Source organism: Mesoplasma chauliocola (assembly GCF_002290085.1).
Taxonomy (GTDB): Bacteria; Bacillota_I; Bacilli_A; order Mycoplasmatales; family Mycoplasmataceae; genus Mesoplasma; species Mesoplasma chauliocola.
This window is the reverse complement of sequence record NZ_CP023173.1, coordinates 773122-788299: the sequence shown is the minus strand read 5'-3', so window position 1 is coordinate 788299 and position 15178 is coordinate 773122. Positions and strand designations below refer to the sequence as shown.

11 protein-coding genes are annotated in these 15178 nt (G+C 28.4%); all 11 read left to right on the top strand.

Translation table 4 applies throughout. From position 1 onward, the window contains the following. Window positions 1-83: 83 nt before the first annotated feature. The gene (rpsL, locus tag CK556_RS03525; RefSeq protein WP_011183521.1) at window positions 84-497 is read left to right on the top strand and encodes a 30S ribosomal protein S12; all 414 of its coding nucleotides are present in this window, start codon (window positions 84-86) and stop codon (window positions 495-497) included. 81 nt (window positions 498-578) lie between these two features. Continuing rightward, window positions 579-1046, top strand: a complete 468-nt coding sequence (gene rpsG / locus CK556_RS03520; protein WP_027875534.1) for a 30S ribosomal protein S7 — start codon at window positions 579-581, stop codon at window positions 1044-1046. Between the two features lie 37 nt (window positions 1047-1083). Continuing rightward, entirely contained in the window at window positions 1084-3153 is a 2070-nt protein-coding gene (fusA, locus tag CK556_RS03515; RefSeq protein ID WP_036246653.1) for an elongation factor G, read from the top strand. A gap of 138 nt (window positions 3154-3291) precedes the next feature. Then, window positions 3292-4476 (top strand): elongation factor Tu, encoded by a 1185-nt coding sequence (gene tuf / locus CK556_RS03510; RefSeq protein ID WP_027875536.1) that lies wholly within the window; start codon window positions 3292-3294, stop codon window positions 4474-4476. A gap of 188 nt (window positions 4477-4664) precedes the next feature. Then, window positions 4665-5297, top strand: a complete 633-nt coding sequence (locus CK556_RS03505) for a PTS glucose transporter subunit IIA (protein ID WP_027875537.1) — start codon at window positions 4665-4667, stop codon at window positions 5295-5297. 459 nt (window positions 5298-5756) lie between these two features. Beyond that, a complete protein-coding gene (locus CK556_RS03500) occupies window positions 5757-6500 on the top strand; it encodes a MurR/RpiR family transcriptional regulator (protein WP_027875538.1) in 744 nt (247 codons plus the stop codon). Window positions 6501-6599: 99 nt separating this feature from the next. Then, a complete protein-coding gene (locus CK556_RS03495) occupies window positions 6600-9188 on the top strand; it encodes a glucose PTS transporter subunit IIA (RefSeq protein WP_027875539.1) in 2589 nt (862 codons plus the stop codon). A 25-nt stretch (window positions 9189-9213) separates the two neighbouring features. Further along, a complete protein-coding gene (locus tag CK556_RS03490; protein WP_027875540.1) occupies window positions 9214-10695 on the top strand; it encodes a sulfatase family protein in 1482 nt (493 codons plus the stop codon). Window positions 10696-10697: 2 nt separating this feature from the next. Then, complete coding sequence (locus CK556_RS03485) at window positions 10698-11501, top strand: SUMF1/EgtB/PvdO family nonheme iron enzyme (protein WP_027875541.1); 804 nt, start codon at window positions 10698-10700, stop codon at window positions 11499-11501. 3 nt (window positions 11502-11504) lie between these two features. Then, a complete protein-coding gene (locus CK556_RS03480; protein WP_027875542.1) occupies window positions 11505-12323 on the top strand; it encodes a sulfite exporter TauE/SafE family protein in 819 nt (272 codons plus the stop codon). Window positions 12324-12438: 115 nt separating this feature from the next. Then, window positions 12439-13890 carry a glycoside hydrolase family 1 protein gene (locus CK556_RS03475; protein ID WP_027875543.1) on the top strand — a complete coding sequence of 484 codons (1452 nt, stop codon included), beginning with the start codon at window positions 12439-12441 and terminating at the stop codon, window positions 13888-13890. The last annotated feature ends 1288 nt before the right edge of the window (window positions 13891-15178 follow it).

The following is a 15178-nucleotide window of genomic DNA, read 5'->3' as shown; positions in this document are numbered from 1 at the left end:
AACATTTGAACTTTTGTATCATAGAGTGTATAATTTATTTATGTGAGTTCAACACACACGGAATTGTGAAAGGAGGAAATACAATGCCAACAATCAACCAATTAGTTAAAACAAATCGTAAAGCTAAAACTTGAAAAACTAAAGCTCCTGCTTTAAACAGAGGGGTAAACTCATTGAAAAAGAAAGTAACTAAAGTCTCAGCACCTCAAAAAAGAGGGGTATGTACTCGTGTTGCTACAATGACACCTAAAAAACCCAACTCTGCGTTACGTAAATACGCTCGTGTTAGATTAACAAATGGAATGGAAGTTAATGCATATATCCCAGGAGAAGGACATAACCTACAAGAACACTCAGTTGTTTTAATTCGTGGGGGGCGTGTAAAAGACTTACCAGGGGTACGTTACCACATTATTCGTGGGACATTAGATACTCAAGCAGTTAACAACCGTAAACAATCTCGTTCATTATACGGAGCAAAAAGACCTAAAAAATAAATCTAATTAAATTTAGAATTACCGTGAAATGAACCACAAATAAGTATCACAAAAATAAAAATTAAGAAAGGAGTCAAAACTATGCGTAAGAATAGAGCAGAAAAAAGAGATGTTTTAGCAGATCCAATTTATAACTCAAAATTAGTTACTCGTGCTATCAACAAAATTATGTTAGATGGTAAGAGAGGAACAGCTCAAACAATTATTTATGATGCATTTGACATTATCAAAGAAAAAACTGGTGAAGAACCAATTGAAGTATTTAACAAAGCAATCGAAAATATCAAACCACACTTAGAATTAAAAGTTCGTCGTATTGGTGGAGCAAACTATCAAGTTCCTGTTGAAGTTTCAGATGAAAGACAAGTAACTTTAGCTTTACGTTGATTAATTAACTATGCAAGATTAAGAAACGAAAAAGTTATGACAGTTAAATTAGCTAATGAAATTATAGATGCTTCAAACAACATGGGTGGATCAGTTAAAAAACGTGAAGACACACATAAAATGGCAGAAGCAAATAAGGCATTCGCACACTACCGTTGATAAGATTCAACAATATTTTATTTAGATAGGAGGCAAAATTATGCCAAGAGAATTTAGTTTAGAAAATACTCGTAACCTTGGAATTATGGCTCACATTGATGCTGGAAAAACTACTACTACAGAACGTATTTTATTCCACACAGGTAAGATTCATAAAATTGGTGAAACTCATGAAGGAGCTTCACAAATGGACTGAATGGCACAAGAGCAAGAACGTGGTATTACAATTACTTCAGCTGCAACAACTGCATTCTGAAAAAATAACCGTTTTAACATAATTGATACTCCGGGTCACGTTGACTTCACAGTTGAAGTTGAACGTTCATTACGTGTTCTTGACGGAGCTGTTGCAGTTCTTGATGGACAATCAGGAGTTGAACCTCAAACTGAAACAGTTTGAAGACAAGCAACTACTTATAGAGTTCCACGTATTGTTTTTGTTAACAAAATGGACAAAACTGGTGCAGATTTCATGTATTCAGTTAAATCAATCGGGGACCGTTTAGGAGCAAAAGCTGCTCCAATTCAATTACCAATCGGTGCTGAAGATAACTTTACAGGATTAATCGATTTAGTTGAAATGAAAGCTTACGAATTTGATGGAAAAGCAGAAGAAATAGCTAAAGAAATTGAAATTCCAGCTGATTTAAAAGATCAAGCAGAAATGCTAAGAGCTGAATTAGTTGAAGCAGCTGTTGAATACGATGAAGAATTAATGATGAAATTCTTAGATGGTGCAGAAATCACTATTTCAGAATTAAAACAAGCAATCCGTAAAGGGGTTATTGGTGCAGATTTTTTCCCAGTATTAGCAGGTTCAGCTTTCAAAAATAAAGGTGTTAAATTATTATTAGATGCTGTTGTTGATTATTTACCATCACCAATTGATGTTCCTTCAATTAAAGGAATTTTACCAAATGGTGAAGAAGCAGAAAGACATGCAAATGACAACGAACCATTCTCAGCTTTAGCTTTCAAAGTTATGACTGACCCATTTGTTGGAAAATTAACATTCTTTAGAGTTTACTCAGGTATCTTATCAAAAGGTAGTTATGTATTAAACTCAACAAAAGGTGAAAAAGAACGTGTAGGACGTATTTTACAAATGCACGCAAACAATCGTAACGAAATCGAAGAAGTTTATGCTGGAGATATTGCAGCTGCTGTTGGATTAAAAAATACTACAACAGGTGATACTTTAGTAGATGAAAAACATGAAATCATCTTAGAATCAATGGTTTTCCCAGAACCAGTTATCCAATTAGCTTTAGAACCAAAAACAAAAGCTGATCAAGAAAAAATGGGATTAGCATTATCTAAATTAGCAGAAGAAGATCCAACTTTCAGAACTTATACAGATGAAGAAACAGGCCAAACAATTATTGCTGGAATGGGTGAATTACACTTAGACATTATTGTTGACCGTATGAAACGTGAGTTCAAAGTTGAAACAAACGTTGGAGCACCTCAAGTATCATACCGTGAAACAATTAAGTTACCAGCTAAAGCTGAAGGTAAATATGTTAAACAATCAGGAGGACGTGGATCATATGGACACGTTGTTATTGAGTTTGAACCAAATGCTGACAAAGGATTTGAATGAATTGACAAAATTACTGGAGGACGTGTTTCTAAAGAATACATTAACGCTGCGCGTGTTGGATTAGAGAACGCATTACAAAATGGGGTTGTTGCTGGATACCCAATGATTGATGTTAAGGCAACAATTGTTGATGGATCAATGCACGACGTTGACTCAAACGAAATGGCTTACAAAATTGCTGCATCATTTGCTCTAAAAGAAGCATGTAAAAAAATGAATCCAGTTATTTTAGAACCAATCATGAATGTTGAAGTAACTGTTCCAGATGAATACTATGGAGATGTAATGGGTAACATTTCATCAAAACGTGGATTAATTGAAGGATCAGAACAAAGAGGAAACGCACAAACAATTAAATCTAAAGTTCCTCTAACAGAAATGTTCGGATATGCAACAGAATTAAGATCATTCACACAAGGGCGTGGAAACTATACAATGATTTTCAGTCACTATGCTGAAGCTCCAAGATCTATTGCAGAAGAAATTATTAAAAAATCAGGTAAGTAGTAATATATAATTGCACTTATTGTTGTAAAAAGTTAAAATATTCTTAATTAAAAGAATAAAAAACGCCCCTACGGGGGCGGTAAAGATACTAGAAAGTAAATCTAATATCGCTATATTTATATAAAGGAGAAATTAAAAATGGCAAAAGAAGCTTTTGACCGTAGTTTACCTCACGTTAACATTGGTACTATTGGACACGTTGACCACGGTAAAACTACATTAACTGCTGCTATTACTAAAGTTTTAGCAGATAAAGGTGGAGCAGAATTCAAAGATTACGCAAATATCGATAACGCTCCAGAAGAAAGAGAACGTGGAATTACAATTAATACTTCACACGTTGAATATAAAACAGAAAACAGACACTACGCACACGTAGATTGTCCAGGACACGCCGATTATGTTAAAAACATGATTACTGGTGCCGCTCAAATGGATGGTGGAATCTTAGTTGTTGCTGCAACTGATGGACCTATGCCTCAAACTCGTGAACATATCTTATTATCAAGACAAGTTGGAGTTCCAAAAATTGTTGTTTTCTTAAACAAATGTGACATGGTTGATGATGAAGAAATGATTGACTTAGTTGAAATGGAAGTTAGAGATTTATTATCTGCTTATGACTTCGATGGAGACGGAGCACCAGTTATTCGTGGTTCAGCTTTAGGAGCATTAAATGGAGAAGCAAAATGAGTTGCAGCTATTGAAGAATTAATGGCAGCTGTTGATGAATACATCCCAACACCTACTCGTGACTCAGATAAAACATTCTTAATGCCAGTTGAAGACGTTTTCACAATTACAGGTCGTGGAACTGTTGCTACTGGTCGTGTAGAACGTGGAACAATTAAAGTTAACGAAGAAGTTGAAATCGTTGGATTAGTTGAAGAAGCTAAAAAATGTGTTGTTACTGGATTAGAAATGTTCAGAAAATTATTAGATTTTGCTGAAGCTGGAGACAACGTTGGAGCATTATTACGTGGTGTTGATAGAGAAGGTATTGAACGTGGACAAGTTTTAGCTAAAACTGGAACTATTAAACCTCATACTAAATTAGAAGCATCAGTTTATGCTTTAACTACTGAAGAAGGTGGACGTCATAAACCATTCTTTAACAAATACCGTCCTCAATTCTACTTCCGTACAACTGATGTTACTGGAGAAGTAACTTTACCAGCTGGTACAGACATGGTTATGCCTGGAGATAACGTTGAAATGACAATTGAATTAATTAAACCAATTGCTGTTGAAGATGGAACTAAATTCTCAATCCGTGAAGGTGGAAGAACTATTGGTGCCGGAACTGTTATTTCAGTTAAATAATAACTAATAAACTTTAAAATTGCCTTACGGCAATTTTTTTATTTGTATTTAAAGTATTATAAAAACTAAATATACTTCAAAACTTTCCAAAAAAGAAATTTTTTCAAAAATAATTCAAAAGAGATTTTTCAATAGTTATTATTAGGAAATATTCTAGAAAAGAATTAAAAATGTGAAATTAAAATTTTATGCAACTATTGATTGTGAAATTGTTAATATTGATAAATTTTCAGATCGAACATTCTCACAAAAATGTTGGGTGAAGGTTTACTTATTTTACCGAAAAAAATAAATTTATTTCACCTTTTATTGAAGCCAAAACTATTATGATTTTTGAAACAAAACATTCCTATGGTTTTCATATTGAAGGTATAAATGTTCTCATCCATTGTGGTCTGGAAAATGTTAGATTAGGTGGTAGAACATTTAAAACAAAATTAGAACTTGATAAAAAATTAAGACTATGTGATGAACTTTTTGATGTTAATCTTAAATATTTAAAAGAAAAAAACATTTCCGCTGAAACACCTATTACTTTTGATAAACAAATTCAAATTAAGTCTTTTAAAGAAGGAAATTATAAACAGGGTGAATTAATTTGTACTATTAAATTCATTGAAGAAATTATTGAAAAAGATAACGCAAATTTAATAAATTTGATTCATATTACAATTGGCTCAGCTCTTGAACGCAGACTAATTATTAATAAAAATCTGTATAAAGGAAGCAAATTGGAGGCCTGTCCCTGTCAAGCATCAGGAATGTTTAGAATAAAGATAACAACTCTGCATATGCCCTTGATACTGGGTTGGGAACTTTAATTATAAAGTACAAAAAAATAGCAAAAATAAATAGGAAAATTAGCGAAAAAGAATTATCTGAAAAATATAATCAAAATGATTCCATTGTTATTGAGTTGGTTGATCAATGAACATCAACCATTGCAAAAACAATAATCAATTTTCATTAGTTATTAGATTTTGATTTATTAACAATAGGTGGTGGCATTAGTGAGAATGCTCAATTTATGTAAATGAGTATTGACAAAATTAAGCTGCATAGAAAGTTTGACGCAAATAATAAATTCTCAAAAAATCCTATTTTTAACATAGCAGAAAATTCAAAATTGAATAATGATACATGATGTTATCGAGTTTATTATAAGTTTTGTGAAAATAATAAATTTTTAAAGTACACTATTTTTTGGTGTACTTTTATTTTCTTGTTTTCTAACTTTTGATGTAATATTTAAGTAAGGAAGCAAAGAGCAAGGTTTAAAAATGGAATCAATTTATAAAAAAGTTGAACAGCTACAAAAAGATTATTCAAATTCTTCATATAAATTAATTGCCAAGGCTATATGGGCATCAATTAAAACAGGCGATTTTAAAAAGCAAAAAGATTTAGCAGTAGAGTGCTTTACGAGCGAAAGTTCAATTACGAAATTTGCTCAATATTTAGGTTTTTCAGGGTATAGAGAAATGATATTCTTCTTTAAACAAGATTATAATAGTTTTCATAATTTAAATGAAAAATTTAAAAGAACAAATTTATTTGATTCTATTATAAATTGAATAAATTTAAATGAAAAATTTATCGAAACATTATCAAGGGAAATTAAAAAATCTAAAAGAATTAACATTTATCATAGTTATCAATTAGAATTGAGTTCAAGATTTTTATATGAAACTTTAATAACATTAGGCTATAATGTTATTCTTGTTAATCATAATATTAATTTTATATCAGGTAAACTTAATAAACAAATCGATCAATTAAATATTGCTTTTGTATCAGGGCATGACTCAGATTTTTTAATTGATTGTCTAAACTCTTTAAACAAAAACAATGATCAGCAAAATGTTAAAAATTTTCTTTTTATATCTGAAAGACAAAAAAGCAAAGTTACTTATAAGCTAGACGGAATTATAGAATTAAATTTTGAATTTAACAATTCCCACTTTGTTCAAAGAAATGTTGCTGTTGAAATGTTCATACTTGAGTTATATAAAAAATTACTTTAAAAAATTACTTTCTTTTTTTTGAAATAACTTTCGTTTTCTTTAAAGCGAAGTTATTTTTAACTTTTATATTGGAAAATATTCTAGAAAGGAATAAAAAATATGGAAATAAAAATTTATGCTCCAGTTGATTGTGAAGTTTTTAGTATTGATAAATGTTCGGACCCAACCTTTTCACAAAAAATGCTTGGAGAAGGAATTCTAATTAAGCCAAAAAAAGGAAATTTTGTTTTGCCATTTGATAAAGCAAAGACTGCTATGATTTTTGATACGAAACATGCATATGGTTTTGATATTGATGGTATTGGTGTGCTAATCCATTGTGGACTTGAAACAGTCAATTTAAATGGTGAACCTTTTAAAACAAGTTTAAAACCTGATCAAATACTTTTTAAGGGCGATAAAATTTTTGACGTAGATTTAAAATTTTTAAAAGACAAAGGAATTTCAACAGAAACTTTAATTGTGTTTGAAGGTGAAATTTCAGAAATAAGCCTTAAAGAAGGAACTTTTAAAAAAGGTGAATTAATTTGTACTATTATTATTGAAACAAATTCGGATACTAATGATAACAAACAAAAGCCAATTATTTTAGAAGATGCATTAAAGCGTGGACTTGACACAAGAAGTAAATATGAAATTCTAGCTAATAAAATTTATGATTTAGTTGGTGGAAAAGAAAATTATAATAAGTATTATAATTGCATAACAAGATTACGTTTTGATATAAAAATGAAAGATTTAATTGATGAAAAAAATATTAAAAAATTAGAAATGGTAAAGGGAATTAATTGATCTGGCCAAGAACTTCAAATAATTTTTGGTAATGAAGTAAATAATGTTAGAAGCGCTTTTGACAAATACTCTTCAAATCCTATTAAAGTTGAATCTGATACAGATTTTAAAACAAAAGTAGTAGAAAAAAGTTTTGGACAACAATTTATGTCTATGATTAAGGGAATTATTTTACCGATGTTGCCTGTATTTATGGGTCCAGCGTTAATTACCGCTTTAAAAGCAATTTTAGAAATGACTGGTGCAATTAATGTTGTTACAACTTCTTCATTGTTTGCAAACTACACAATTTTTGAAGTTTTCCTTTTCACGTTATCATTAACAACAGGTTCTTTAATATTCATTTTCATAGCTTATAATTCAACAAAATATTTTGGGGGTAATGGAATTTATGGTCTGATGGTAGGACTTATATTATCGGCTCCATTACTTTATAGAGGAGTTGTTCAAGTTAATCCTGAAGGGGTTATAACAGGAATAGGTCCATGACAAGTTGTTCTATGATCAACAAAAAGTTTTGTAGAACCTTCTTCTCCAATTCCCGTTGTATGACTAAAAATTGGTGGACTTCCAACTTCAATGCTATCTGGTATTATGGCAGGTTATATAATAACTAAAGTTGAAAAAATTAGTTTAAAATACATACCCTCAAATGCGTTTATTTTAGTTCCGACTGCAATATTAGCTGTGTCTTCAAGTTTAATGTTCTTTATATTTGGTCCATTGTTTGGTTTAATTGAGACCTTCTTAGGACAAATGGTGGGATTGTTAATAAAGGTGCCTTTTGGATTAGATAAATTTATATTCGGATTATTATGACCAATGTTAGTAATAACTGGCGCTCACGTGTCACTAATTATGATTATTCAAATGCCTTGAATTTTAGACCCATCAAATGTGTATATTTCAATACCAATTATGGGAGTAATTTTCTTAAGTGCATGTGGTCAATTAGGTGTTGGTATTGGTACTCTTATTAAAACTAAAGATCCAAAATTAAAATCAACAATATATAGTGCTATTCCAGCATCTGTTTTTGGAATAAGTGAGCCTATGATGTATGGAGTTAATATACCAAATGGTAAATCATTCTTTTTAGGTTGTTTCTCAACAGCAATAGGAGCATGGTTCTTAGGAATAATAGGTGCTGAATATTATCGACAAGGTGGAACAGGAATTTTTTCAGCTATTAATGCCTTAGGTCCAAATGCAGATGTTTCTTCACTTATAGTCTATCTTTTAGCATGAGTAGTTACTATATCAATTGGTATTACATTAGCAATTTTATTTACAGAAACAAGAATAAATGAAAAATCAACTATAAAAAAACAAATGAAGTTTTACAAAAAAATTAGCCAAAAACAAATTTTTGATGTTGATGAAAAAACATTTGAAAAAATAGAAGAATTATTTAATTTATTTGACAAAAATAATATTTCCAAAATTAAAAATTTAGAAACTAAATATCAAGAAGCTAATAAATATGAAATTAAAATTAGTAAAATATTAAGTAAAAGAAATGAAAAAAGACTAAAATTATCTAATAAATTTAATAAAAATATAGATAAATTTGATAAAGATAAATTGCAGTCTTTATTAGATAAAATAAATTTATTAAATGATGAAACTGCTTTAAATGATTTAAGAACCAAAATTAAAGAAATAGAAAAAGAAATAAATATAGAAAAAGTTGAAATTAATAATTTTATTTTGGCTGCAGAAACTAAAATAAATAAAATTGAATTTAAAAAATTGCCTGATGAATTAAAAATCAACATAAAAAATAATTTATTTAATTCAATTAATTCACTTTACATTTCTTTAGATATAGAATCAAAAAAAGAAACATTAAATAAAAAAGAAATAAATAAAATATTACACAAAAAAACCAAATAGGTTTTTTTGTATATGGAGGGAAAATATGAAAGCTATAATTATTATGTTTGACACACTTGCTAAAGATTTTATGCCAATGTACGGAAATGAATGAGTGCATGCACCGAATTTTAAGAAATTATCTAAGAAAATGATAACATTTAATAATTTTTATGGAGGTAGCATGCCTTGCATGCCAGCAAGAAGAGAGATGCATACAGGAAAATACAATTTTATGCATAGAGGATGAGGTCCTTTAGAATATTTTGACTTTTCTGTTTTTGAGGAACTAAATAAAAACGGTATTTACACTCACTTAGTTACTGATCACTCTCACTATTGAGAAGACGGTGGTGGAACATATCATAATAGATATACAACTTGGGATGGATTTAGGGGTCAAGAAGGCGATAGATGAATGCCTAGAGAATTTGCTAATATAGTTGATAATAACAATGTTCTTAACAAAAAAGGTGATTCTGTTGTGCAACATTTTGCAAATAGATTTCAACAAATTGATGAAAGTGAATTTTCAACAGTAAAAACTATAAATGCAGGAGTAGAATTTATAAGAAAATATAACAAAAAGGATAACTGATTACTGCAAATTGAATGTTTTGATCCGCATGAACCATTTTATGTTCCAGAAAAATATAGAAAAATTTATGAATCGGTTCAAATAGATAATTTACCTTATTTTCCAAAATATACTGCAGTTAAAACTGATGAAGAAAGATCTCAGATATCACAAATGAGAAAAGAATACGCTGCTTTGATTTCAATGGTTGATAATCATCTTGGTGATCTTATAGATGAACTGGAAAAAAATAATATGTTTGAAGATACTTTAATAATTTTGAATACTGATCATGGTTTTCTTTTAGGCGAACATGACTGAATCGGAAAAAATATTATGCCTATGTATGATGAAATAATCCATACACCTTTTATGATAAATGTGCCTAACGTTAGAAATATTGAAAAGGTTGACACAATTTCGCAAACAATTGATATTGCACCAACTTTATTAGACTTTTTTAATATTAATTGTAAAAGAGATATAGATGGAAAATCTTTGTTAAAAGTAATAGAAAAAGAAGTTCAAAAAGAAAATGAAAAATCGCAAAATATACTTTTTGGTATTAACGGAGGACATATATGTATTTATGATGGAAAATATATATACATGAGAGGGTCTGAAAATGAAGAAAAAAATAAAAAGTTAACAGTTCAAACAACGACATTTACGAATATGAGAGGTTTCTTTTCTATAGAAGAACTAAAAACAATTAAGCAAATCCCTGGAAACAAGTATTCAGATTATTTACCAATATTTGAAGTTCAAAAATCAAATTATTTAAGAAGTGATTTATTAGGTAATTTATTATTTGATATGGAAAATGATAAAAAACAAATGAATCCACTTAAAAATCCGGATATTGAAAATGAAATGATAAAAAAATTAATTATTGAAATGGAAAAATATGAAGCACCACAATCAGAATTTGAAAGATTGGGGTTAAAATAAAAATGGTTAAGTTTGAATCAGGTTATTTTACAATGGGCAATCCAAAGAAAAATGGTTTTCCAACCGATCTAGAATTCCCTTTAAAAAAAGTTAAAGTCAATTCGTTTTTAATTGATGAAACATCAGTTACAAATAAAGAATTTTCATTATTTATCAAAGAAACTGGATATATTACAACAGCTGAAAAAAATGGTTTTTCATTTGTATTTCATTTACAGTTAACAGAAGCTGAAATTTCTAAAAATGAAAGGCATGAAAAGATGTTTTGATGAGTAAAAGTAAAAGGAGCAAATTGGAGAACACCTCTTGGAAGAAATAATCAGTTACATGAAATTGAAAATTTGCCTGTTGTTCATGTTTCCTACGAAGATGCTGTCAATTATTGTAAATGAGCAAATAAAAGATTGCCAACAGAGGCTGAATGAGATTATGCTTTTTTAAAATCAGAATTTCCTAATATTGGCTTTAATATTTTTGAAGGAGTTTTTCCTGAAAAAAGCAATAAAAATGTAGGCCCATGAGAAGTTAAAGCAATTAAATCAGCTAATAATAATATGTTTCAAATGCAAGGAAATGTTTGAGAGTGATGTGCTAATGAAAGATGATTAGAAATTGAAGAATTTAATCAACCTAGTAAAACTATTTGAGAAAGAAATATGAATAATTATTCTATTTCAAAAGCACTTAAAGGTGGATCATTTTTATGCCATGATACTTATTGCAAAAGATACGAGTTTGGCTCAAGAAATGGTACAAAACCACTATCAACATCTAGCAATATAAGTTTTAGATGTGTAAAGGATTAAAGAATGATTTTTCTTTTATTCTTTGCTGTTGCAACAATTTCAATATTAGGTTCTTTATCAGGAGTTGGTGGAGGGGTTTTATTTATTCCTCTATTCATGTTAGTTTTAAAAGATCAATCAAACGAAAATATAAAGTTTTTATCAACTTGGTTAGTTCTAATTGGAGCTCTAATAAATGTTTTAATAGAATTAGCAAGAAAAAGTGTTAATCCATTAGTTATTTTAGTTGGTTGTTGTTTTTCTCTTCCTGCAATATTTTTGGGAAATTTTATTAATTCAAAAATGGATCAAATAGTTTCACAAATTATTATTGTTATATTTTTGTCTATTGTTTGTATAGTTTTAATCAGTCAAGATTTATTTTTAAAAAATAAAAAAAGTTTTGAGTGTAATAAAAATAACCGTTCAAAATTTAAAATAAGAATTAATAATTTTAATGATAAAAGAATTAATTGAATTTTTTTAGGTATGATTTCTTTTATTGGCGGAATAATTACATCCTTAACTGGCATGGGGGGTGGGCCCATATTAATGCCTGCATTAATATTAATTTTTTCATTATCAATGAAAGAAGCTGCACCAATTTCTCATTCACTAATAATGGTTTCCAGCACTTTTTCAATAGCAACAAATTATGAAAAATTTAAAGATAGTGAATTTGCCATGAAATATATCCTTCCATTATCATTTGCAGTAGGTATAGCAATGTTTATTAGTTTTTTTGCTAAAAAAATAATAAAAAATGAAAGATATATAAAATGGTTACTAATAATTTTAATGATTTTCTCTATTATGAAAATGTTATTTGATATATTGAGTTAAAATGAAATAACTTGAAAATAACTTTTTATTTTTCAAAGTTGTTTCATTTTTTAATTCGCTTCTATTAAAGCAAATTGCATTTTGAGAGAATCAGAGTATAAAAGGAAGTGAAAATATGAAATTTATTAAAGACGATTTTTTATGAGGTGGCGCAACCGCAGCATCTCAAGTAGAAGGAGCATATAATGAAGGTGGCAAAACCTTAACAATGCTAGAAATGAAACCTTTTACTCCAATTAAGGATAGAACTGCTATTCATTTTGGGGGGAATACAAAAGACGATTACTTAAAAGCTATTGAAAACAAGGAAAATTTACATTACCCAAAAAGATTTGGAATAGATTTTTATCACAGATATAAAGAAGATATTGTATTATTTAAAGAAGCAGGAATGGGCATTTATAGAATGTCAATTGCGTGATCAAGAATATTTCCATATGGTGATGATGAAAAACCAAATCAATCAGGTATAGATTTTTATAGAAATGTTTTTGAAGAATGCAAAAAAGCAGGAATTAAAGTAATGGTAACTATGCACCACTTTGATACACCTTATGAAATTACAAAAAAATACGGTGGCTGAACAAATAGAATAGTGATAGATCTATTTGTTAAGTATGCTGAAACTTTATTTAAAGAGTTTGATAATGTTGTAGATTTTTGATTACCTTTTAATGAAATTAATGTTGCAATTTGAAGTACAGAAGTTGGTCTAGGAGTTTTTGAATCAGATTTTAAAAGTAAAAATGAAAGAGATCAAGCAGCTTATCAAGGACTACACCATCAATTTATTGCACAAGCAAAAGTTATTGAATTAGGTAAAAAGATGTGTAAGCCAGAAACTAAATTTGGGTGTATGGTTGCAAACATAACAACTTACTCACTAGACTGTAACCCTATAAATGAAATGGCAAACTTAAAATCACAACAATTGTCTCGTTGATTTTTTTATGATGTAGTTGCTAAAGGTGAATACCCTACTTACATTAAAAGATATTTTGCTGAAAATAACATAAATATCAAAATGGAAAATAATGATGAAAAATTTTTAAAAAACAATACTGTTGATTTTATTTCATTTAGCTATTACATGTCTGCTACTGTTGCTGTTCAAGGAAATGACAAGGCATCAGGTAATGTTTCAACTGGTGGAAAAAATCCATTCCTAGAAGCAACAGAATGAGGATGACAAATTGATCCTATTGGTTTAAGAGTCTCTTTAAACCAAATGTGAGATAGATATCAGAAACCCTTATTTATTTCAGAAAATGGTATAGGTGTATTAGAAAATCTGAATTCTAAAAATACTGTTGAAGACGATTATCGAATTGAATATTTGAGTAAACACTTTGAACAAATTAGTGAAGCAATCAAGGATGGTGTTGATGTGTTTGGTTACACAATGTGAACTCCTATTGATGTAGTGTCTGCTTCAACTAATGAAATGTCAAAACGTTATGGAATTATTTATGTTGATTATGATGATTATCACAATGGAACAGGTAATAGATTTAAAAAGAAATCATTTTACTGATTCCAAAATTTTATGAAAACTAAAGAATTATAAAAATAGTCTTAGTCTACTACTAAAAAAGTAAGTAATAAATAAAAAGACTTGTTTTAATAAAATTGGATATAATTCTCTAAGTATACAAAATGATAAAAGAAAGAAATTATCATTTAAAATGTATACAATGAGATTTTTTTCATATCAAATATTAAGTGAAATAAATAAAATTGCTAAAATTTAAGAAAAAGAAAATATAGTGAAAGAGCATTTTAGAAATCAAAATAACCTTTAAAAGTTTTAAAAAAAATATGAAGTTTCTTATTGGCAATTGAAAAGTTATTTAGTTTATGGAATTTACTTTCTTTTAGATTTAGAAAGTCAAACTGTAGACTAAATGCTAAAAACCTAAACCTTCTTTTAGATTTCTTGATTTAAAAGATAAAAAATAGCTTGCTAAAAAAATAACTTAAACAGGCAATTATGTAGCGCAATATTTGAAAAAAGTTTGATAAGTTGATGAGAGAAAATAAAAAAATAACAAGGAGAACATATTATTTATCAATTAAAAAAGCAATGCCAAAATTTAAAATTAAATTTGGCAAAACTTTTGCAAATGAAGTTCAAAGTATTTCTGAGGAAAATACTGCAAAGCATGGATATCCAAAAATTCAAATAGCGCTTTAAAATAGTTTTACTAATACTAGTTACTCTAAGGCTTAAAGATATATGAAACTTTTAAATTTATACTCGAATATAAAATTATGAAGTTTGCTAAAAAGCAAAAGAATTTAAAATTATAAATTGTAAATTTAAAAATATAGTTAATAGAAATTGAAATAATTTCAAATAAGATGAATTATAATTTACAGAATTTCATATATCACATGTAACAAAGGATATCTATTTTAAAAGATGTTTCATCTCGTTTTATTGTTTTACATAGCATTTCAAAAATAAATGAAAATAAAATATACAAAGCTACTTGAAAAAATCCAAAAGAAATCTCACCATTGAACTAAAACTAAAGTTATTAATTATAACAAAAGATATCAAAATGTATAAATTTTAGAACAAAAATTTGCTAAAAAAATAACTTAATTATCTCGCTATCAAATCCTACACTATCATTATATAATGCAGCTTGTTAAATACTCTTTTTATAGTTTAAAATAAAAAACACCAGAAGTACTTCAACAAAAAGATTTTACTAAAATTAAGTAAATTATAGAAAACTATATAAATTGTTACAACACACTAGAATTAGAGATAAATCTAAATAACGACCTGCTTATTTAAAGAAAACAACAGGTCATTTCACGAATGAAATGACCTGTTGTCAATAAAA